Consider the following 21602-nt stretch of genomic DNA (forward strand, 5'->3'; position numbering starts at 1 on the left):
TTCGGTGCTTTCCTTGGTGATTAATGACGCTGTTCTATATCCCACTGGCTATGTCCTAGGTGGCGCAGGGACAACCATTCGTGGCGACAATGACTAATAAGTTTCATCAGATGTTTCATCTCTATTCTCCTCAATCCACTTAGGGATTGTGCTTCGATTACATGCCTCACAACGGGCACTTAGATTAACGTCCATTGATGTCAAACAGCTTACATAAGGTGTTGAGCGAGTGGCTTTGAGCGCCTCTGCTCTTCTACCTATTTATTAGTATGTAAAATCCGTGCCAACATTTATAAATTTATATTTTTATTAAAAATCATAAACTTATTAAAACTTTTCAAACGGTGACTTTTTAAAGCCATGTCTGAAACGGTGCAGCTTGCACTATTTCAGTGCTTTTACTCTAAATGTTGTATAGATGATCTTAAGATGTTTTTATTTAGTGTTGTTTTCGATTGAATCAGTCATAAACTGAGCAAAGAAGCGATTAAAGATTGTCTCAAAAGAGAATGCTTATATACTGCGATTTTTTATGGTGTCCTTTGGCGACTTGCCACGCCCTTTGCCTTTTGGCGGGCAAATACCATCATCAATCATGTTATGAGGTCATAAATGATGAAGCCTTCTCTGATCAAATCACTGCCAGCATCTAAGCTTGCGATTGTTGTGGTGACAGGCGCCTTGATTGCGTCTGGCTGTTCTACAGTCAATCCCTATACCAATGAGCAACAAACGGCAAAAGCAACGACGGGCGCCTTAATTGGTGCGGTTGCCGGCGCGGCTGTTGGGGTTGCGTCCTCTAGCAAGAGCGACCGTGGTAAAGGTGCTTTAATTGGTGCAGCCTCAGGCGCCGCCGTCGGTGGTGGGATTGGTTACTACATGGATGTGCAAGAAACCAAACTGCGCCAACAACTGGCCTCGACAGGCGTGAGTGTAACCCGCGACGGTGACAATATTATTCTCAATATGCCAAACGAAGTGACCTTTGGTGTCGACCAAACTGAGCTGAGTGATGGCGCTAAACGCGTACTTAACTCAGTGGCGCTGGTGGCCAAGGAATACAGCAAGACTCAACTGAACATATTAGGTTACACCGACAGCAGCGGCTCAGATTCGTACAACCTACGTTTATCACAAGTCCGCGCCAGCGAAGTGGGCAACTACCTGATGAGCAAAGGTGTGGCTTCTGCTCGCGTTAAATCTAAGGGTATGGGTGAGGCGAGTCCTATTGCATCGAATGCGAATGCCGCAGGTCGCGCGCAAAACCGCCGAGTGGAAATTGTATTAACCCCAACGGGGCAATAATTTCCATAAAATAAGAGTCGCCTACGGGCGACTTTTTACTCTCTGCACTCGCTCTTTGCATTAGGCTACATTTTGCATTCGGGGACAATTTGTCCATTCACCTAAACGACTTAAGTGATCTTGGCCACAATCGTCCCGATTTGAATTTATCCAGCAGCGGTAATACTTGATCCGCTAAAGGTTTTGCCGTCTTGTATGCACTAGGACATTTTCCTGTGCAAACGGAGATAACAGCATGGCAAAACAGGGTTTAGTGTTAGCAATCAGTTTAGGGGCGACATTGATGGCGGGAATGGTACAAGGCGCGCCAATGAGCGCTGAGGTGACAACCCCTATTGAACTCAGGGCCGCAGGCAGTTTAAAGGCGGCAATGAACGATATTATTGCCGCCTATCAGGCGAAGTCCGACGCTAAAGTCGCGGCGCAATATGCGCCTTCGGGCTTATTACTCAAGCGGATCCAAGAGGGTGAGCGAGTGGATATTTTCGCTTCGGCGAATATGAAACACCCGCAGGCCTTAGTCGATGCGGGAGCGGGTCAACAGGTGCAAATGTTTGCCCGTAACCAGCTCTGTGCCATTGCCCAGGCGGATGTACCACTCACCAGTGCGAACTTATTAGACACCCTGCTCGCGCCGCAAATAAAGCTTGGGACGTCAACGCCAAAAGCCGATCCCGCGGGGGATTATGCTTGGGCTGTGTTTGCGAAAGCCGAGGCTTTAAAAGCCAATGCAAAAACCACATTAGAAACCAAAGCATTGCAGCTAACGGGTGGGCCAGAGAGTGCTAAACCACCCAAAGATCGCAATCCCTATGCTTGGGTGATGGAAAATAAGCTGGCGGACGTATTCTTAACCTATTGCACCAATGCGGTGCTGGCACAAAAAGAAGTGCCTAGCCTCAAGATTGTCGATTTACCGCCAGAGTTAGCCGTTGGCGCCGACTATGGCCTATTGGTGTTGAAGGATGCCAATAGTGCGGCCGCGCCTCTGGCCGAGTTTATTTTATCCCCTGAGGGACAAGCGATTTTAACGGGCTATGGCTTTCAGCCGCCTAAAAAATAGTGCTAATCGTCTATTAAAAATGGCGCCCTATGGCGCCATTTTTGTTGCTCGTTTTAGCAAGGCTTAGGCCTGTGCTAGTGCATTAAATACAGGGTCGCTAATCCTAGGAAGGCAAATAAGCCAATGACATCGGTGACAGTGGTGAGTACCATACCGCCCGCTAACGCCGGATCCACTTTCAAGCGTTTTAAGATCAGCGGAATACTGGCGCCAGCCAGTCCGGCGACTGTCATATTGATGAGCATTGCGCCGCCAATCAGGCTGGCAAGCGCCATATCATCTTTCCAAACTAATACCGCGATAAACACCAAAATCGACCACATGAGGCCGTTCAAAAAGCCAATGGCGAGTTCTTTGCCAATCAGCCAGCGGGCATTACTCTGGCCAATATGGCCCAAGGCAATCCCGCGGATCACTAGGGCTAAGGTTTGATTACCCGCGACCCCGCCCATGCTCGGTACAATCGTCATTAAAATCGCAATCGTGGCGAATTGTTCGATTGTGCCTTCAAACATATTGCTGACAGAGGCTGCTAACAGGGCGGCAAACAGGTTAATCGTCAGCCAGAGTGAGCGGCGGAAAGTACTCTTTACCACAGGGGCGAAGGTGTCTTCATCGTCGTCCATCCCCGCCATCCCCATCATGGAGTGCTCGGCGTCTTCACGGATAACATCCACCACGTCATCGATGGTGATACGCCCGAGTAATTTGCCCTCACTGTCGACCACTGGCGCAGATACCCAGTCATGGCGCTCGAACAGCTGCGCTACTTCGCTGTCGGACATGCCCACGGGAATGCTCTCGATATCGGTATCGATAATGCTGCTGATATGAGTATTGGGATCACAGGTGAGCAGATCCGCAAGTTTTACCCCGCCGAGTACGCGATCGTGCTTATCCACCACGTATAAGGTGTCAGTGGTATCGGGCAGATTGCCCCGTTGGCGCAAATAACGCAGTACCACATCGATATTCACATCGGGCCTTAAGGTCACAGTATCTGTGTTCATGAGGCTGCCCGCGGTTTCATCGGGGTAGGAGAGCGCCTGCTCCACCCGCTGGCGGTTTTGCAGACTCATTGACTGCAATACTTGCTTATAGACGGTATCCGGCAAGCTTCGCAGGATATAAGCGAGATCGTCCGTATCCATACTGGCGGTAGCCTTGGCGACCCGTTCAGGGCTCATGGCGCGGATCAACGGATCTTTTAACTCTTCACTGAGTTCATCGAGAATATCCCCGAGCTGATCCTGATCGATAAGTTGCCATAACACTTGCCGCGCTTTAGGGGGCGAGGACTCTAGAATCAATGCGATATCCGACGCCGCCATGTTTTGCAGCATTTGCCTGACATGCACAAACATACCGCTATTGAGGGCATGGCTCAGTTGGTCGAGACGTTGTTCGACTTGTAAGCTGTCTGAGGCTTCTACAGGCATGTTTCCTCCAAAGTGGCGACGGTGGATAGGGGCGTTTGGCTGTTGAGGACTTAAGCCAAAGGACTTAAGCCAAAGCGCAGCAGTATATTGTAATTTAGCGCACGGGAGGGCGTCGAGTCACAAATGTGTTTTACTGGTATAAGGTGCTGAAATCAAAACCAAACAGGGTACTGAATAACGGTAGGGAGCATCGAGATGAGATGTCGAGGCAATTAGCAGGCTTCGTCGAACTTAGCGTCGATAAGCGCGCAAATGGCATTGAGCGCGGGCTCCGCATCTGGGCCTTCGGCAATCAGGGTAATGGTTTTACCCATACCCGTTTCCAGCATGAGTAGCCCTAAAACACTGGCGGCAGAGGCCTGTTTTTCACCTTGGATCAGCGTAATGCTGGCATCAAACTCTGAGGCCAACACCACGAGCTTTGTCGCGGCGCGGGCATGTAAACCGAGTTTATTGCAGATGGTGACTTGGCGCTCAAGCTTTGGCATGGTTTAACTCTCGGTGACGGGCATTCACTTTGTGTTTGCCGTTGCTAAAGCGTTTAGCCAGTTGTTCGGCCACGTAAACCGATCTGTGCTGACCGCCGGTACAGCCGATGGCGATGGTCAGATAGCTGCGGTTATTACGCTCTAAGTGGGGCAACCAAGTTTCGAGTAAATTCTCGATTTGCCAGATGAACTTATTGACCAGCGGCTGGCGATTTAAAAACTCGGCAACGGGTTCATCTAAGCCGGTAAGGGGGCGCAGCTCGGGTTCCCAATGGGGATTGGGTAAAAAGCGCACATCAAACATAAAGTCGGCTTCGGTTGGCATACCATGCTTAAAACCGAAGGACTCGAAGTTGATCACCAGTTCCTTATCGACACTGCCAAGCAGGATTTGCCGCACTTGGTCGCTGAGTTCATAGATATTCAGATTCGAGGTATCTATGTAGTGATCCATCTGCTGTGACAGGGGCTCGAGCAATTTGCCTTCAAGCTTGATGGCTTCTTGCAGTGATACTCGGCTCTTAGATAAGGGATGTAAGCGCCGAGTCTCGCTGTAGCGCTTTAACAGTACTTTATCGCTGGAATTTAAGAAGAAGCTGGTAAGTTCAGTGCCCTCTGGCAGGCTTGCGAGCTGTTTGACGAGTACCTTGTCTTGCTCCGGCAGGTTACGCACGTCGACGCTGATGGCGACGAGATCGTTACTGCCCTTGAGCTGTTCGAGTAAGCTGCCAATCAGCGGCAACGGAAGATTATCGACACAATAATAGCCGAGATCTTCAAGCACTCTTAGTGCGACCGATTTGCCTGAGCCTGAGCGCCCTGACACTATGACCAGTTTCATCCAGTGATTACCTGATAGAGTTCCGTTTCATCATGCGTCTTGCGCAATTGCTTCAATATTTGTTTGTCGCTGAGCTTTTCAGCCATGCAGGACAAAGTGCTTAAGTGCTGTTGACATTGGTCAGCAGGCACCAGCAGCGCAAATAAAATGTCGACAGGTTGTTTATCGATAGCATCAAAGGCTATCGGCTCCTCACATTTCACCAATATGGCTATGGGTTGTGTTATATCGGTTAATCGACCATGTGGAATGGCGATGCCGTTACCTATACCTGTGCTCCCCATCTTTTCGCGCGCCACTAGGCTTTCGAAGATCTCTTGAGATGAGAGGGTGGGGTACTGGGCAGCGGCTAAGTCGCTGATAAGTTCCAGTACCTTTTTCTTACTGCCCGGAGTGGCGCAGGTCGTGCATTCCGGCCGCAGTATGGTACGAAGTTCCATTGCTAGTGTTTTGTTAACTTCTCTTTGTGTTTAATAACCTGACGATCAAGCTTGTCGATCAGGACGTCTATGGCAGCATACATATCTGCATGCTCTGAAGTCGCGAAGACTTCACCACCGGTGAGGTTGATTCTCGCTTCGGCAATTTGTTGCATTTTCTCAACATTGAGCACAACGTGCACATTATTGATCTGTTCGAAATGACGTTCAAGTTTTGAAAACTTTTCCTCAACATAAGCCCGTAACGATTCAGTAATCTCGATATGGTGTCCACTCAGGTTTATTTGCATATAAACGTCCTCCGATTTCCACTTTAGGCTATAAACTTTTACGCTGATTGGAAGGGGGAATAAGCATCGCTTCTCTGTACTTCGCAATGGTTCTGCGCGCAACGTTAATTCCCTGTTCTGCCAGAAGCTGTGCCATCTTGCTGTCGCTTAATGGTTTTTTCTGGTTTTCCGCTGCAACCAGTTTCTTAATGAAGGCTCTGATTGCCGTGGATGAGCACTCACCGCCATCATCAGTCCCGACGTGGCTTGAGAAGAAATATTTTAGTTCAAAAAGTCCCTTTGGGGTATGCATGTATTTTTGCGTCGTCACCCGTGAAATGGTGGACTCATGCATCTCTACCGCCTCAGCGATATCGTTCAGGACCATAGGTTTCATGGCTTCTTCACCGTATTCGAAGAAACCCTGTTGATATTGCACTATGCAGTTTGCCACCTTGAGCAGTGTTTCGTTACGGCTTTCAAGACTTTTGATAAACCACTTGGCCTCTTGCAGATGCCCGCGGATAAATTGGCTATCGGCTTGGCTTTTGGTGCTGCGCGCCATGGCTGCATATTGCTGATTAACATTGATTTTTGGCATGCAATCTGGATTTAACTCGACCACCCAGCGACCGTTTTTCTTCGATACCGACACATCGGGGATGACATATTCTTCATCAACAGGGGTGATGAGCAAACCGGGGCGAGGGTTTAAGGTTTGGATCAGCGCTATGCTGTCCCTTAACTCGTCCTCTTTAAGTTTGGTCTTACGCATCAACAACCTAAAGTCGCGGGCGGCGATCAGATCTAAATGATCTTTGATCAACATGCGGGCGTTTTCGAGGTGTGGGGTATCCGGCGAAAAATGGGAGAGTTGGATAAGCAGACATTCGCTTAAATCCCTTGCGGCGACACCAACGGGATCGAAGTGTTGAATACGCTTGAGTACGGCTTCGACCTCATCCAGTTCTATCTCAGGATTGCCCATGGCCTCGAGGATATCTTCAGTACTTTGAGTGAGATAACCTTGATCGTCGATGGCATCAATAATCGCGGTGGCGATGGCTAAATCGGTTTCAGAGAAGGGCGTGAGGTTTTTTTGCCATTCTAAATGTTCGTACAGGCCTTCACTGGTTTCCCCTTGGAAGGGCATGTCATCTTCACGGCTGGCGCCAGAACCTGAGTTTGGCGAGGCGGTAAAGACTTCATCCCAAGTGGTGTCCATGGGCAGTTCTTCGGGCAGGGATTCTTTGGTCAACGACTCGGCAATGTCCACAGTGGAATTGTCTTGTTCCTGTGGCTGGGCCGTCGTTTCGCTAAAGTCGGTATCGGCGATATCTTGCTTACGTTCGGTAGGCGCGTCGAATTGCTCCTCTTCCAGCTCGAGAAGAGGATTAGAGTCTAAGGCTTGCTGGATCTCTTGCTGCAGTTCCAATGACGACAATTGCAACAGACGAATGGCCTGTTGAAGTTGTGGCGTCATGGTTAACTGTTGACCCAGTTTGAGCTGGAGTGACGCTTTCATGTTACCGCTGATCCCTACGTTATTATTTTGAATTTAGGCCGCTTGTTATCATATTGATGGCGCTTATAAGCCAAAATTCAAGGCTAATTGGCTCTGTTTAAGTAACTATAGCCTGAATTGTTCACCTAAGTACACAGCCCTAACTTGCTGATTGTCTAAGATCTCTGCGGGAGTTCCTTCGGCAATCAGGTTTCCGTGACTAACAATGTAGGCATGTTCACAGACGTCTAAGGTTTCGCGCACATTGTGGTCTGTGATCAGTACCCCAAGGCCTCGGCTCTTGAGTTGTTCGATGATTTTCTTGATATCGATAACCGAAATCGGGTCGACACCGGCGAAGGGTTCATCGAGCAGAATAAACTTAGGATTGGCCGCTAAGGCGCGGGCAATTTCGACGCGGCGACGTTCACCGCCCGATAACGACATGCCTTGGCTATCTCGGATATGGGTGATATGGAACTCTTCGAGCAGATGCTCCAGCTCTTCTTCGCGTTGATCGCGATTGAGCTCCTTACGGGTTTGCAGTACCGCCATGATATTGTCATGCACGGTCAGCTTGCGAAAGATACTGGCTTCCTGTGGCAGGTAACCAATGCCTTTACGGGCGCGCAGGTGCATAGGATCGGCGGTTAAATCATCATCGTCGATAAAGATATGGCCTTTATCGCTTTTGACTAAGCCCACGACCATATAAAAGGTGGTGGTTTTACCCGCGCCGTTTGGGCCGAGTAGGCCGACAACTTGACCCGTTTTCACCGTCAGGCTGACATCTTTCACAACCTGACGACTCTTATAACTCTTAGCGAGATTTTGTGCTTTTAAGGTGATTTGGGTCATTTAGAGTCCTGTTTTTTCACAGGTTTGTCCGCGGGCTGGTTCTTGATCTCTTCCTGATAGTTGTCAGGTTGAATAATGGTAATCACGCGATCATCACCGCTACCCGTGCTCTCAGCGATCAGTTTTTGCTGAATAATATCGTAACGGATGAGGTTACCCGTCACTTGGCTACCCGCTTGGTCTAGGCTGGCTGAGCCTGTCAAGGTCAGGGTGCGGGTCGCCATTTCGTAGCGAATTTCTTTCGCGCTCGCTGAAGCTGGGCGTCCATCGTCGAGGATCTGGCTATAAGTCGCAGGATTACCGGTTGCCACTAAAATCTTGCTGTTTTCCCCTTCGGCAGAAAATGCACGTAGTTGATCCGCATGGATTTTAATCGAGCCTTGGGTGACTTCAACCGGACCGAAGAAAATGATCTGGTTGTTTTTAATGTCTGCAGTTTGGCTAACGGCTTTAATTTTCACTTCTTGCTGTAAGTCACCAACCTTGGCGAAGGCGCTCATGCTGGTGATTAGCATTAGGCCGGCAAGTAATATGTTATTTTGCTTCATAGGTTCCTACTACCTGACTGGTCAATTGCACTTCCTGCGCGTTAAGGTCGGCATAAAGGCCTTGCCCTTGAATATTAAAATCTTTCCCTGTGACGTAAATGATGCGGTCAGAGGTCATTATCATAGTGTTGAGATCGAGTTCTAAAAAACTGGTGGACAATGTCTGTATGGGTTCACCAGGGCTGATGGCATCGATAATAACATTATTTTCTAATACAACCTTGCCGGTATCTTTGTTGAGTCGACCTTGATCGGCTCGGATCTGCCATTTTGCTTTACCTTGGTCGGGATAGACAAGATAGACGGGCTCAGTAAAGTCGGTTTGGTTTTTCAGCTCATAGTGTTCCATGTGCTTTGCCGTGACGCGACTGTTAACTTGCCCTTGCTCATTAAACTCAATGCTGCGCAGATCTTCGATAATGTAATCGGGTCTGTCACTGACGTTCAAGCTGTCATCCGTATCGCCACCGCGTTTTTGCTGCACTTGCCAATATAGCACCAGCGCAGTACCAAAAAAGGCGATAATGGCGAGGGTCACACGACTCATATGCTCATCCCATGGGCGGAAGTGAACTTATTTTGGCTCAGCAAGAGCAGATCAGTGAGTTCCCTGAGTGCGCCATGTCCACCATTTAAGTGGGTCACAAAATGGGCATGTTGACGGACATAGGGATGACCATCGGCAACACAGACGGCCAAGCCGACCACATTCATCACCGGCAAGTCGACAATATCATCACCGATATAGGCGACCTCTTCTGGGGTGACATTGTAGAGCGACAGCAGCTCTTCATAGGGAACGAATTTATTATCCACGCCCTGATAAATATGCGTCACACCCAGAGCCGTCATGCGGTTTTCGACAATTTTAGACTGACGGCCAGTGATCACCGCCAGATTAAAACCACTGGTCAATAATGAGCGCACGCCATAACCATCGCGGGTGTGGAAGGCTTTGAGTTCTTCCCCTGAGTTGCTCAAATAAATGCGGCCGTCGGAAAACACCCCGTCCACATCGCAGATCAGCAGTTTAATTTTTTGCGCCCTTTGCCAAACATCGTCGCTGATGGGGCCATAAAAACCTTGCTGTGGCATTAAATCACTCCCGCTTTAACCATATCGAGCATATTGAGGGCTCCGACAGGATGATGTTCTTTATCTATCACTATCAGGCCGTTGATATTTTTGGAATCCATCACTTGCAGCGCCTGCGCCGCTAAAACGTTTTCTGTAATTGTGACACAGTTTCGCGTCATCACATCGGCAATCGGCGTGGTACGCAGGTTGACTTGGGCATCGATAACGCGGCGCAGGTCGCCGTCGGTAAAGATACCCACGAGTTTGTTTTGCTCATCGATAACCGCGGTCATGCCAAGGCCTTTCTTGGAGATCTCATACAGGGCATCGGTGATGCAGATATCGTGTTTAACCAGTGGTAAATCATCGCCGCTGTGCATCACGTTGCTGACTTTAAGCAGCAGCTTACGACCTAAGGCGCCGCCCGGATGGGACATGGCGAAATCTTCCCGGGTAAAGCCTTTGGCTTGCAGCAGCGCAATGGCGATGGCATCGCCCATGACTAAGGTTGCTGTGGTGCTTGAGGTCGGTGCAAGCCCAAGCGGGCAAGCTTCCTCTGGTACTTCAATACATAAATGAATTTTAGAGAGACGCGCCATGGTGGATTCTGGCTTGCCAGTCATGGCAATCACAGGGATGGCTTTACGCTGGATAACTGGCATCAGCGCGAGGATTTCGCTCGATTCGCCCGAGTTTGAAATCGCAAGAATCACATCATTGTCAGAGAGTACACCTAGGTCACCATGGCTGGCTTCGCCTGGATGGACAAAAAACGCTGGGGTGCCTGTGCTGGCAAGGGTGGCCGAGATTTTATTGCCAATGTGGCCTGATTTCCCCATCCCCATTACTATCACTTTGCCGGTGCAGTTGAGAATTAACTCGCAGGCTTGGGCAAATTCAACGGAATCGACATATTGATAAAGATTATCGAGGGCCGATTTTTCAATATCGATGACTTTACAGCCCCACTGGCGCAATTGTGATTGGTCTACCATGTCTATCTCTCTTCTTGCATTGTCTTTGTCGCCCCGTTCTGGGATTGGAATAGCACAATTTGGTACGCGATAAAGATGATAAAATTAACGGCTTCTTACTCGGAGTAGCGTTTTATTGTTTAGCCCTTGCCTATAGGGTTTGCGGCAATAGGGCAGGATAACCTGTTTAGCGATTGAATGCCTTGAGCAAAATCATCGTCTTGGTTGTTTTGTGCTGCCACTTTTATTGCTATGGCCGCCATGATAACCAGTTTGACATTCAATATGGCTTTTGAGTTAAGTTGTCTTGCCTAGTTCAGTGTTATTTCGCTTATCTTATTAGCCTTAACTAAACAATCCTGCTGATTAATCAACAAGGATGAAAACATTAAGTAACACTTTATCTTCACAGAGCGAAAACTTAGGGCGCATTCTCGCTGGAAATGAGGCAAATTGAAAGTATCGCAGGACGATAGTGTCGATTCTGTTGTAGGTTAAAGCGCAATTACGTACAATTTGCGGCTCTTCGATTGGTCTGGGCAGGAAGCGTAGGCCACCTCTTTTCAAATATCGGAATCAAGCATGACTCAAGAACAAACGCCGTTGGTTGAGATCCGTCATTTGGGCTTCAGCCGTGGCCAGCGTGTCATATATGAAGATATTAGCCTGTCTATCCCTCGGGGCAAAGTGACCGCCATTATGGGCCCCAGTGGTATAGGTAAAACCACTTTGCTTAAGCTTATCGGTGGCCAATTAACGCCCGATAGCGGCCAAGTGTTGTTCGATGGTCAGGATGTGCATGCCGCGAGTCGTAGCCAATTATTCGAACTGCGTAAGCGTATGAGCATGTTGTTTCAAAGTGGCGCCTTATTCACCGATATCAACGTCTTTGATAACGTCGCCTTTGCGCTGCGTGAGCACTCGGGCTTACCCGAAGAGATTATTCGCTCAATCGTATTGATGAAGCTCGAAGCCGTTGGTCTGCGCGGCGCCGCGCAGATGATGCCAAGTGAGTTATCCGGTGGGATGCAGCGCCGAGCCGCCCTTGCTCGGGCGATTGCCCTTGAGCCTGAAATGGTGATGTACGATGAGCCCTTTGCCGGACAAGACCCAATTTCGATGGGCGTGCTGGTGAAGCTTATCCGCGAACTCTCCGATGCGTTGAATCTGACCTCTATTGTGGTGTCCCACGATGTGGATGAAGTGCTCGGGATTGCAGATTATGTGTATGTGGTGGCAGATAAAAGAGTGATCGCCCATGGCACGCCTGAGGAGTTAAAGCATGCGGATAATCCGCAGCTCAAACAGTTTATTCAAGGCGCGCCCGACGGCCCTGTGCCGTTCCACTATCCGGTGAAGGATTATCAGCAAGAATTAATGGCTAAAGGAGCTGGCAAGTGAAGTTATTCGACAGTATTGCCGACCTCGGCCGCAGCGCTATCGAGTTAGTGCTCGGTTTTGGCCGTGCTGGCCTGATGCTCTGGGGCGCGATTTTTCGCTGGCCTCGGGTGCGTAAAGGTTTTCCATTATTAGTGCGCCAAATCTATGTGGTCGGCGTACAATCTATGGTCATTATTGTGGTCTCGGGCCTGTTTATCGGCATGGTGTTGGCGCTGCAGGGCTACAACATCTTAGTCGGTTTCGGTACTGAGGAGAGCTTAGGCCCCATGGTGGCCCTGAGCTTACTGCGTGAACTCGGTCCTGTGGTCACAGCGCTATTATTTGCGGGCCGTGCAGGTTCGGCGCTGACCGCCGAAATCGGTCTGATGAAGAGTACCGAGCAGTTATCCAGCTTAGAGATGATGGCGATTGACCCACTCAGGCAAATCATTGCGCCACGTTTTTGGGCGGGGGTGATCAGTATGCCGCTGTTGGCGCTGATGTTTACTGCGGTAGGCATTTATGGCGGCCATTTAGTCGGCGTGGAATGGAAAGGTATCGATGGCGGGGCTTTCTGGTCGATTCTGCAAGCCTCGGTCGAATGGCGCCAAGACATAGTGAACTGCCTGATTAAGAGCGGCGTCTTTGCCGTGGTGGTGACTTGGATAGCCTTATATCGCGGCTATCAAGTGGTGCCCAATCCTGAAGGGATCAGCCGTGCAACCACCTCAACCGTGGTGCAATCGAGCCTCGCCGTACTGGCATTGGACTTTTTACTAACAGCCCTGATGTTTGGCAGCTAACGGATTGCAGCGCCAAGGATACAGATAGACGGATTAACAGAGTGGTAACTGAGCATGTTGACACGAAAAATTGAATTATTAGTGGGTATGTTTCTCTTAACGGGCTTAGCGGCCTTTTTGGTGTTGGTGTTTAAAGTCGCCAATATCGAAGTGCAGACCAGCGACAGCAGCTATACCCTCACCGCCAACTTCACTAATATCGGCGGCTTGAAGGTACGCTCTCCGGTCAAGGTCGGCGGCGTTGTGGTTGGCCGCGTGAGTAAGATTGATTTAGACCCAGTCAAATTAGTGGCTGTGGTGACGATTGTAATGGACAAGCGTTTCGATAAGTTCCCTGAAACCAGTAGCTTAGCTATTTTAACTTCAGGTTTACTCGGTGAGCAGTTCCTCGGATTAACACCGGGCTTTGTCGATGATGACGTGAGTATGCTTAAAGATGGCGACAAGATTGACGATACTCGCTCCGCATTAGTGTTAGAAGATCTGATTGGTCAGTTCTTATATAGTATGGGTTCAAAGGATAAATAGGGGTTACCGCTATGTTTAAACGCTTATCGCGCTTTTTACTGCCGTTAGTATGGATATTTACTGCAACGACCGCACTGGCGGATGATGCCACGATTAACACTATGGACCCGTATGCCATGGTGAAATCCGTTGCCAACAAAACCTTCGACCGCTTTCATCAAGATAAAGCCTTGATCGATGCCGATGCGGATCACCTCAAGGTGATCGTGCGTGAAGAGTTGATGCCTTACATCGACTATAAATACGCTTCATACAAAGTGTTAGGCCAGTATTTAAAAGAGTCGACCGAAGATCAGCGCAATCGCTTCGTCGATGCCTTCGAAGGTTACCTGGTCTCAACCTATGCTCAAGCTTTTACCGAATACACTAACCAAAAAGTGGAGTTTTCTCCCGGTAGTGATTTCAGCAATGAGAAGATTGTCGACGTAAACGTACAGATTATCGAAGCGGGTCGTCCGCCGATTAAGCTGTTGTTTAAAGTTCGTCGCCTCAAGGATGACTCTTGGAAGGCGTTTGACTTAGTTGCCGAAGGCGTGAGTTTGCTGTCCTCTAAGCAATCTGAAATCTCGAATCTTATCCGCCAACAGGGGATTGATGCCGTGATCAAGATGCTGGAAGAGCGCACCAAAGACAAAGTGACTAAACAGCCTAAAGCAGGGAAGTAAGCGCCGTGGTTGAATTTGTGCAACAGGGTAAAATTTGCCACCTAAAAGGGCGTTTATCACAGGAACAAGTGGCCGCGTTATGGCCGCAAAGGCAAAGCCTGTTAAGCCAAGAAACCCAAATCTTGTCGCTCACTGAGCTGGAATACAGCGACAGTGCTGGCGTGGCTTTTTTGCTGGCGTTAGTGCGCCAGCATGGCACGCCACTGCAGCTATGCTCAGCGTCGGATCAGCTAAAAAAATTAATCGATTTATATGATTTACAGTCCTTCTTCACCGAAGAAGCGAATTGAAAAGGTACCGAATTTCATGGAATGCAGCTTAATAGAACAGATTTTACGTGACGCGTTAGCACTCGATGAAGTGCACGCCAGCTCCGATGGCAGCCACTACAAAGTGATCGCGGTCGGTGAATGTTTTGACGGCATGAGCCGTGTAAAACAACAACAAGCCATTTATGCACCCCTGATGAGCTATATCGCCAGCGGTGAGTTACATGCGTTAACGATTAAAACTTTCACGCCGACCCAATGGAAACGCGAGAAAATTTTCAACAGCTAGTAGTGAGGAAAAGTGGATAAATTAGCGATTCAAGCAAGCCCTCCGCTTGCTGGTGATGTGATTATTTCCGGCGCTAAAAACGCCGCGTTGCCGATTCTGATGGCAGGCGTGTTAGCCGAGACTGATTTTATTGTGTCGAATGTCCCCAATTTGCGCGATGTGAGCACCAGCTGTAAATTGCTGCGCTGCCTAGGCGCCGATGTGGATGAATTAGGCAATGGTCAAATCCGTATTTCGACCAAGAACCTTAACGAGTTCTGCGCACCGTACGATCTCGTTAAGACCATGCGTGCCTCTATTCTGATCCTTGGCCCGTTATTAGCCCGTTATGGCACCGCAGATGTGTCATTACCCGGTGGCTGCGCCATTGGTGCTCGTCCAGTAAACCTTCACTTACATGGTCTCGAAATGATGGGCGCCAAGATTGAAGTGAAAGAAGGTTATATCAAGGCCCGTGTCGATGGTCGCTTAAAAGGCGCCCATATTTTTATGGACATGGTGAGCGTGGGTGCGACCGAAAACCTGTTGATGGCCGCGGCACTTGCCGATGGCGAAACCGTGATTGAAAACGCGGCCCGTGAACCAGAAGTGATTGACTTGGCTAACTGTTTGATTGCCATGGGCGCGAAGATCACTGGTGTCGGCAGTGCCACACTGCGTATTCAAGGCGTTGAGCGTCTACAGGGCTGTGAGTATCGCGTGATGCCAGACCGTATCGAAACCGGTTCCTTCCTGGTTGCTGCAGCTGTGACCCGTGGTCGTATCCGTTGCTTAAAGGCCGATCCTGCTTCGTTAGAGTCTGTTATCGCGAAACTTGAAGATGCGGGCGCCAAGATCACCACAGGTGAAGATTGGATTGAGCTCGACATGGAAGGCAAGCGTCCAAAAGCGGTAAATATCAAGACGGCGCCATACCCAGGTTTTCCAACCGATATGCAGGCGCAGTTCTGTGTGCTTAACGTATTAGCCCAGGGCACGGCGACCATTACCGAAACTATCTTCGAAAACCGCTTTATGCACGTGCCAGAGCTCATCCGTATGGGCGCGAACATGGAGCTTGAAGGCAATACTTGCATCATCCAAGGCATTGAGTCTTTGAGTGGTGCGCAGGTGATGGCGACCGATTTACGCGCTTCGGCAAGTTTAGTGATCGCAGGCTTAGTCGCCGATGGTAAAACCATCGTCGATCGCATCTATCACTTAGATCGCGGTTATGAGCATATCGAGCAGAAGTTCCAAGGATTGGGCGCGCATGTAGAACGTGTGCAATAACATTTGCGTAGGATTAGCTCCCAATAAAAAACCAGCCTAGTGCTGGTTTTTTATTATATTCATTCAGCTGAAAAGACAGGGGAATAATTAGAGTCAATTAGCGCGTCTTCCCAACTAATTTAGGGATACATTCTAATATCGCATCGAAGGGTTCAATGCTTTGGTATCCCCGACACATCACAACAGCGCCTTCAATGCAGGCAATAATGCTAAGTGCCATGGCATTGGCTGAGGTCTTTGTGTGACCTAATGACTCGAAGTGTTGAGCTAATAATGACTGCCAGTCACTGAATACTCGTGCCACTGCCGCTTTTATTTCTGAAGCTTCATCCTCTTCTGGCAGTTCTATCGCTGCTGCAACAATCGGACAGCCATGACGATATTGTGAACCAACAAGACGTTGGCGCCACAGTGATAAAAACAAATTAATGCCGTTGTTTCGATCTTTATCAAGACAAGCACTGAGTTGCGCGGATGCTTGAGCGCCTGCCCAAATAATGGCTTCAGTAATTATCTGCTGTTTTCCACCGGGGAAGTTGTGATACGCGGAACCTAACGGAGTACCTGAAAACTTGACCACTTCACGAATACTTATGGCCCGTAAACCGCTTGAAGCAAGCATGATTGCGGCGGCTTCAATGACCCGCTGACGACCCTCATTAGAGATTGTGCCCATGAAAATCCCACTTGTTATAACAGTTGTTATAGGCTAGCATCAAAAATACATTAAGACACTCGTTATAATTAGTGAGCGCTATGATCTCAACATCGTTTTACACGGAAGATCATTATTTACTCCGTGGCCAGCTGTTTTGCACAGAAAAGGCTATGCAAGGTCGAGTCATTGTTGCGGGGGCGACTGGTGTGCCGCAGGCGTTTTATCGACGCTTTGCTCAATTTGCAAGTGAACAAGGATTTGAAACATTAACCTTTGATTACCGTGGAATAGGACAATCCAAACCTGAAACGCTAGAGGGTTTTGAAATGAACCTTCTCGACTGGGGTAAACAAGATCTCGCTGCCGCAGTCCAGTTTATGAGTAAAGATGACGCCCCACTTTTTATTGTGGGTCATTCCTATGGTGGTCATGCATTTGGTTTACTGCCAAATCATCAAAAAGTCACAGGTGCTTATATATTTGGTACAGGCGCGGGTTGGCATGGTTATATGCCCTTGTTTGAACGAGTTAAAGTACTAACGATGTGGAATATCGTTTTGCCGCTCCTGACATGGTGGAAGGGATACTGCGCTTGGAACCTATTGGGAATGGGCGAAGATCTGCCAAAAAACGTGTTTAAACAATGGCGGCACTGGTGTCGTTTTCGTCATTACTTTTTTGACGATCCCACCATGGATGGAATTGAAAAACTCTTCCAATCGGTACAGACCCCTATGGTTGCAGCCAATGCGCTGGATGATCTTTGGGCTATGCCTGAATCGCGAGATGCATTTATTCAGCACTACAGTAATGCGCCATTAACCCGTCTTGATCTCTCACCAAAGATCTTAGGCGGCAAGATTGGGCATATGGGGTACTTCCGTAAAAACGCGATTCCTCTATGGCAAGCCAGTTTAGATTGGTTCACGGCGATTAATAAGGAAAATAAAGCAATATGGGCACATCAAGACAGTGGTTAATTCCCCTTAAATGGATACTGATTGCTACGTTTTTGAGTAGTGTTCTGCATTACGTCGACAACATACTATTTTTTGCCCATTACCCTGAACCAAACTGGTTAAATCCTAAACTTGTTGATCTCTTTTGGTTTGTTATGACACCTCTGGCGCCGTTAGGATTCTACGTGATTAAAAAAGGGCATCATCATATAGGCGCCACAATTCTTATCGTTTACGGAGTATGCAACATACTTACGCTTGGGCATTACAACTACGCTCCGTTAAATAGCATTGCGATGAAAATCCATTTGTTTATCGCTTTAGAAGCAATAATGGGATGCATATTAATTGGTTACATCTTGCTGCTTTATAAGAATTCGCTTCGTATTGTTGCTCGTTAATTCACTCTGCATTACTTATTTAAAGGATAAAAATTGAATATCTCTCATCTCAGCGGATTGGAACATTTAAGCGCTATCATCAACGGCGACATACCACCAACGATTTTTGACACTATGGGCATGTTTAATCTTCAAGTCAGCCCCGGCGCGGTTGTATTGGGTTGCTGTGCAACGGAACAACATTGTAATCCTATGGGAGGCGTACACGGAGGGTTTGCTGCAACGATATTGGATTCTGTCACCGGATGCGCTGTACATAGCCTGCTAGAAGCCGGTGTTAGCTACGGGACTGTGGATTTAGCCGTTAAAATGATGAGACCTGTCCCCATGAATGAGCAGCTTATTGCTGAAGCAAAAGTGACACATGTTTCTCGCTCGCTGGGTATTGCCGAAGGCACGATTCGAAACAGTGAGGGGAAGTTACTTGCGAGCGGTTCTGCCACTTGTTTTATCAAGAGACCAAACCTTTAAAAGCGATAACAAGAGTCACTGTTTGAGCAAAGCCAGTTAAAAATTGCAGTGCGAGATAAATAGCTTTGCTAATTGAGGGATGAGGTAATAGGTGATTTGGACGATGACTCAGAATGAGGTTTTACATGCCTCATTCTGAGATTAACAAAGTCAGTTACTGAGCTTAATTATCGACGACGACTTTCTCATCGATAATCACGGGCAATACTTGCTCCTTGCCTTGGCGAATAACCGTCATCATGATTTTCTTGCCGGGCGTAGTTTCGGCAATTCTATCCATCAGCATTTCGACCCCAGGCACATCTTCGTCGCCGTATTTGATGATTACATCCCTTGGCATAAGCTGCGCTCGTGCCGCTGGACCATTAGGATCGACACCAGTAACTAATACACCACGTAAATCGGGCAGGTTGAGGATTTGTGCCACAACAGGGTTAATCGGTTCGCCAGAGATCCCTAAGGCACCACGGATCACTCGACCATTTTTAATCAGTTTACCCATAATGCTGTGGGCCAGTTTAATCGGGATCGCGAAGTTAATGCCGTGGCCGCCACCTTCGCCGCCCACTTGGAAGGCGGCGGTGTTGATACCAATCAGGCTACCATTAGTGTCGATTAAGGCGCCGCCTGAGTTACCGGCGTTAATCGCAGCATCGGTCTGTAAAAAGTCTAAATAACCCGAACTCAAGCCGTTACGACCCGTGGCGCTGATAATACCTTGGGTAATGGTTTGCCCAAGGTTATAAGGGTTACCAATGGCTAATACCACATCACCAACCTGCGGTGGGCTTTCGAGATTGACTGGCACAGTAGGAAGATTATCGCCTTCGATCTTAAGCACTGAAAGATCGGTTTCGGGATCAAAACCTACGACTTCCGAGGTGAATTTGCGGCCATCTTGTAGGGCGACAACAATTTCATCGGCTTTTTTAATGACATGATAATTCGTGAGAATATAGCCTTCTTTACTCATGATCACCCCTGAGCCTAGGCCTTGGAGTGAGCCAGAATTCAATGGACGGCTCTGATCGATACTTAAGCTGTAAATATTGACTACGGCAGGTGCTGCGCGGCGCACTGCCTTAGCAAAGGACAGTTCAACTGTATTATTACCGCGGTTTTGCAGAAGTGAATTGCCAAGACTCTTATTATCGAAGTAGTGAGTCACCAATAAAAACATGGCCGCCATGATAAGGCCGAAAAGCACGGCTTTACCGAGATATAACAGGGTTTCTTTTATTGTCATGGCAGGCTAAATATTGAAAAAGGTGAGTTAGATTAACATGTTTAACAAGTTAAAGCATAGGGAACGCGCGTTCCCTATGCTGATCCGCATCTGATAATGGGATATAAATCAGACCGGCGTATCGATTAACGCAGCACTAGGTACAATAAGCTCTTACCACGCAGGATCTTCAGGGCTACAGCACCTTCTTGATCTTTGAGCTGTTCCTTGAGTGATTTGAGATCTTTCACCGCAGAACGATTGATACCGACAATCAAATCGCCTTTTTGCAGACCACTCATTGCCGCAGGCGAGCCTTGCGCGACATCGGTAATTTCAACCCCTTTAGAGGCATTCTCTAATGAGGCTCCTTGCAACATAGGATGTACAGCACCAGCCGCTTTTTCAGTGGTTTGGCTAGCTTCGCCTAAGGTGACACTCACGGTCTTCTTATCACCATCACGGATAAGGCCCAGTTCGACCTTGGCGCCTGCGCCCATGGTTGCCACTTTAGCTCGCAGCTCTTGGAACGACTTAATCGCACGGCCATCGACGCTAACAATAATATCGCCCGCTTTAATACCTGCTTTTTCAGCAGCACTGCCCGCAGTGACTTCATTCACAAAGCCCCCGTGCTGAGTGTCTAACCCAAAGCCTTGGGCAAGTTGGCTATCTAAATCACGGCCTGAAATCCCCAGCACGCCACGGCGAACTTCACCGTGTTCGGCAATTTGAGCCACTAGGTTTTTCACCATGTTTGCGGGAATCGCAAAACCGATACCGACGTTACCACCGTTTGGTGCGACGATAGCCGTGTTAATACCGATCAGTTCACCTTTAAGGTTAACCAGCGCGCCACCCGAGTTACCACTGTTAATTGCTGCGTCGGTTTGGATAAAGTTTTCAAGCATTTCAATGCCTAAACCACTACGGCCTAGGGCACTGACAATCCCTGAGGTCACGGTTTGTCCTAGACCGAAGGGATTACCAATAGCCACGGCAAAGTCACCAACACGCAGCTCATCTGAGTCGGAGGTTTTAATTGCGACCAGATTTTTAGCTTCGATTTGCAGTAAGGCAATGTCGGATTCTGAGTCGGTACCAATCAATTTGGCTTTGACTTCACGGCCGTCATGTAAGCCAACTTGGATATCATCGGCACCGTCAATCACATGGTTATTGGTGACAATATAGCCTTTGTCAGCATCAATAATCACACCTGAGCCTAAGCCTCTAAATGGACGCTCTTGTACTTGTTCCTGCGGTGCATTCGGGCCGAAGAAATAGCGGAACACATCCGGAACGTGTTGTTTAGAAACATGGGTGCCGGAAACCGCTACAGAAACCACTGCGGGAGTCGTGCGCTCTAGCATAGGCGCAAGACTGGGTATGGGTTGTCCCTCAACAGATTGCGGAATAGCGGCCTGTGAAACCGCAGGCATCATTGTCAGGGTTGCGGCTAACATTGCGGCTGAAAGTACAGATAATTTCGTTTTCATCTATTCATAACTCCAAATAAGGGATCAAGGATCTGGATGTAATGCGTCGTCAGTTTGTGTCCGCACCAGATCAAATCTGTATCGGTACCGGCTATTTGCCTAGGTAACCTTTCGGACACGCACCTCATTGAAAAAGTTCATCAATATTAACAAAGGTTAATTTCTTAACGGTTATTTTATCAACATTTTATTGACTGTAACTGAAGTGAAACCTGTGGGCTTTTAAGGTATTTTTCAAGTCCTAATAACTTCCAATCATTGAGTTTAATCAGCTAACAGCATAGTTCTTCCTCATCAGTTTTATCATATTAAGCCGTTGTGCTGGGCCCTTCCGCAAGCTCACTACAGATCCAAGTTGATAGGGTATAAATATATGC

Annotated in this window: 26 protein-coding genes; 12 read left to right on the top strand and 14 right to left on the bottom strand. The window is 48.3% G+C overall.

Features of this window, described 5'->3' with window-relative positions; all coding sequences use genetic code 11:
• Positions 1-612 precede the first annotated feature (612 nt).
• Together N5E87_RS03415 and N5E87_RS03420 are read left to right on the top strand one after the other, a co-directional pair.
• A complete protein-coding gene (locus tag N5E87_RS03415) occupies positions 613-1305 on the top strand; it encodes an OmpA family protein (protein WP_086901976.1) in 693 nt (230 codons plus the stop codon).
• Positions 1306-1540: 235 nt separating this feature from the next.
• Positions 1541-2368, top strand: a complete 828-nt coding sequence (locus tag N5E87_RS03420) for a molybdate ABC transporter substrate-binding protein (protein WP_086901977.1) — start codon at positions 1541-1543, stop codon at positions 2366-2368.
• 74 nt (positions 2369-2442) lie between these two features.
• Here N5E87_RS03420 and mgtE read toward each other — a convergent pair whose 3' ends face one another.
• From mgtE to N5E87_RS03475, 11 genes are all read right to left on the bottom strand, one after another.
• Complete coding sequence (mgtE, locus tag N5E87_RS03425; protein ID WP_011627202.1) at positions 2443-3807, bottom strand: magnesium transporter; 1365 nt, start codon at positions 3805-3807, stop codon at positions 2443-2445.
• A 212-nt stretch (positions 3808-4019) separates the two neighbouring features.
• Positions 4020-4295 carry an HPr family phosphocarrier protein gene (locus N5E87_RS03430; protein ID WP_011627201.1) on the bottom strand — a complete coding sequence of 92 codons (276 nt, stop codon included), beginning with the start codon at positions 4293-4295 and terminating at the stop codon, positions 4020-4022.
• Positions 4282-5136, bottom strand: a complete 855-nt coding sequence (gene rapZ, locus N5E87_RS03435) for an RNase adapter RapZ (RefSeq protein WP_011627200.1) — start codon at positions 5134-5136, stop codon at positions 4282-4284. The genes N5E87_RS03430 and rapZ overlap by 14 nt, the downstream gene beginning before the upstream one ends.
• Positions 5133-5576 carry a PTS IIA-like nitrogen regulatory protein PtsN gene (gene ptsN / locus N5E87_RS03440; RefSeq protein ID WP_011621469.1) on the bottom strand — a complete coding sequence of 148 codons (444 nt, stop codon included), beginning with the start codon at positions 5574-5576 and terminating at the stop codon, positions 5133-5135. Before ptsN ends, rapZ begins: the two co-directional genes overlap by 4 nt.
• A 2-nt stretch (positions 5577-5578) precedes the next feature.
• Positions 5579-5866 (bottom strand): ribosome hibernation promoting factor, encoded by a 288-nt coding sequence (gene hpf, locus N5E87_RS03445; RefSeq protein ID WP_007650503.1) that lies wholly within the window; start codon positions 5864-5866, stop codon positions 5579-5581.
• Positions 5867-5894: 28 nt separating this feature from the next.
• Positions 5895-7370: an RNA polymerase factor sigma-54 gene (locus N5E87_RS03450; protein WP_088211739.1), complete on the bottom strand. Its 1476-nt coding sequence runs from the start codon at positions 7368-7370 to the stop codon at positions 5895-5897.
• 105 nt (positions 7371-7475) lie between these two features.
• Positions 7476-8207, bottom strand: a complete 732-nt coding sequence (lptB, locus tag N5E87_RS03455; RefSeq protein WP_011621471.1) for an LPS export ABC transporter ATP-binding protein — start codon at positions 8205-8207, stop codon at positions 7476-7478.
• On the bottom strand, positions 8204-8755 hold the full coding sequence (gene lptA / locus N5E87_RS03460; protein ID WP_088211738.1) for a lipopolysaccharide transport periplasmic protein LptA: 552 nt from the start codon (positions 8753-8755) through the stop codon (positions 8204-8206). The genes lptB and lptA overlap by 4 nt, the downstream gene beginning before the upstream one ends.
• Positions 8742-9302 carry an LPS export ABC transporter periplasmic protein LptC gene (gene lptC, locus N5E87_RS03465; protein WP_011715847.1) on the bottom strand — a complete coding sequence of 187 codons (561 nt, stop codon included), beginning with the start codon at positions 9300-9302 and terminating at the stop codon, positions 8742-8744. The genes lptA and lptC overlap by 14 nt, the downstream gene beginning before the upstream one ends.
• Entirely contained in the window at positions 9299-9850 is a 552-nt protein-coding gene (kdsC, locus tag N5E87_RS03470; RefSeq protein WP_023268678.1) for a 3-deoxy-manno-octulosonate-8-phosphatase KdsC, read from the bottom strand. Before kdsC ends, lptC begins: the two co-directional genes overlap by 4 nt.
• Positions 9850-10827: a KpsF/GutQ family sugar-phosphate isomerase gene (locus N5E87_RS03475; RefSeq protein ID WP_011715849.1), complete on the bottom strand. Its 978-nt coding sequence runs from the start codon at positions 10825-10827 to the stop codon at positions 9850-9852. The genes kdsC and N5E87_RS03475 overlap by 1 nt, the downstream gene beginning before the upstream one ends.
• A 561-nt stretch (positions 10828-11388) precedes the next feature.
• On the opposite strand from N5E87_RS03475, the gene mlaF reads away from it, so the two are divergent.
• The 7 genes from mlaF to murA are packed head-to-tail and all read left to right on the top strand — an operon-like array spanning position 11389 to position 16012.
• Positions 11389-12207, top strand: coding sequence for a phospholipid ABC transporter ATP-binding protein MlaF (gene mlaF, locus N5E87_RS03480; RefSeq protein WP_279775068.1), 819 nt, complete (start codon positions 11389-11391; stop codon positions 12205-12207).
• Positions 12204-12989, top strand: coding sequence for a lipid asymmetry maintenance ABC transporter permease subunit MlaE (gene mlaE / locus N5E87_RS03485; protein ID WP_086901980.1), 786 nt, complete (start codon positions 12204-12206; stop codon positions 12987-12989). Before mlaF ends, mlaE begins: the two co-directional genes overlap by 4 nt.
• A gap of 54 nt (positions 12990-13043) precedes the next feature.
• The gene (gene mlaD / locus N5E87_RS03490; RefSeq protein WP_011715852.1) at positions 13044-13517 is read left to right on the top strand and encodes an outer membrane lipid asymmetry maintenance protein MlaD; all 474 of its coding nucleotides are present in this window, start codon (positions 13044-13046) and stop codon (positions 13515-13517) included.
• An 11-nt stretch (positions 13518-13528) separates the two neighbouring features.
• Positions 13529-14182 (top strand): ABC transporter substrate-binding protein, encoded by a 654-nt coding sequence (locus N5E87_RS03495; RefSeq protein WP_086901981.1) that lies wholly within the window; start codon positions 13529-13531, stop codon positions 14180-14182.
• A 5-nt stretch (positions 14183-14187) separates the two neighbouring features.
• Positions 14188-14472, top strand: coding sequence for an STAS domain-containing protein (locus N5E87_RS03500; protein ID WP_086901982.1), 285 nt, complete (start codon positions 14188-14190; stop codon positions 14470-14472).
• 16 nt (positions 14473-14488) lie between these two features.
• Positions 14489-14740: a BolA family protein gene (locus N5E87_RS03505; RefSeq protein WP_011621481.1), complete on the top strand. Its 252-nt coding sequence runs from the start codon at positions 14489-14491 to the stop codon at positions 14738-14740.
• A gap of 12 nt (positions 14741-14752) precedes the next feature.
• Complete coding sequence (murA, locus tag N5E87_RS03510; RefSeq protein WP_011621482.1) at positions 14753-16012, top strand: UDP-N-acetylglucosamine 1-carboxyvinyltransferase; 1260 nt, start codon at positions 14753-14755, stop codon at positions 16010-16012.
• Between the two features lie 97 nt (positions 16013-16109).
• Here the strand turns inward: murA and N5E87_RS03515 are convergent, their stop codons facing one another.
• Entirely contained in the window at positions 16110-16688 is a 579-nt protein-coding gene (locus N5E87_RS03515) for a TetR family transcriptional regulator (RefSeq protein WP_279775070.1), read from the bottom strand.
• 80 nt (positions 16689-16768) lie between these two features.
• On the opposite strand from N5E87_RS03515, the gene N5E87_RS03520 reads away from it, so the two are divergent.
• Genes N5E87_RS03520 through N5E87_RS03530 form a run of 3 tightly spaced genes read left to right on the top strand, consistent with a single transcriptional unit; the run spans position 16769 to position 18501 of the window.
• A complete protein-coding gene (locus N5E87_RS03520; RefSeq protein ID WP_279775071.1) occupies positions 16769-17650 on the top strand; it encodes an alpha/beta fold hydrolase in 882 nt (293 codons plus the stop codon).
• Complete coding sequence (locus N5E87_RS03525) at positions 17626-18030, top strand: hypothetical protein (RefSeq protein ID WP_279775072.1); 405 nt, start codon at positions 17626-17628, stop codon at positions 18028-18030. The genes N5E87_RS03520 and N5E87_RS03525 overlap by 25 nt, the downstream gene beginning before the upstream one ends.
• Before the next feature lie 33 nt (positions 18031-18063).
• Positions 18064-18501 (top strand): PaaI family thioesterase, encoded by a 438-nt coding sequence (locus N5E87_RS03530; protein ID WP_279775073.1) that lies wholly within the window; start codon positions 18064-18066, stop codon positions 18499-18501.
• A 163-nt stretch (positions 18502-18664) separates the two neighbouring features.
• Here N5E87_RS03530 and degS read toward each other — a convergent pair whose 3' ends face one another.
• Both degS and degQ read right to left on the bottom strand, forming a co-directional pair.
• Complete coding sequence (degS, locus tag N5E87_RS03535) at positions 18665-19747, bottom strand: outer membrane-stress sensor serine endopeptidase DegS (protein ID WP_279775075.1); 1083 nt, start codon at positions 19745-19747, stop codon at positions 18665-18667.
• Between the two features lie 125 nt (positions 19748-19872).
• Positions 19873-21225: a Do family serine endopeptidase DegQ gene (degQ, locus tag N5E87_RS03540; protein ID WP_279775076.1), complete on the bottom strand. Its 1353-nt coding sequence runs from the start codon at positions 21223-21225 to the stop codon at positions 19873-19875.
• Positions 21226-21602 lie beyond the last annotated feature (377 nt).

Source organism: Shewanella sp. GD03713 (genome assembly GCF_029843705.1).
Classification (GTDB): Bacteria; Pseudomonadota; Gammaproteobacteria; order Enterobacterales; family Shewanellaceae; genus Shewanella.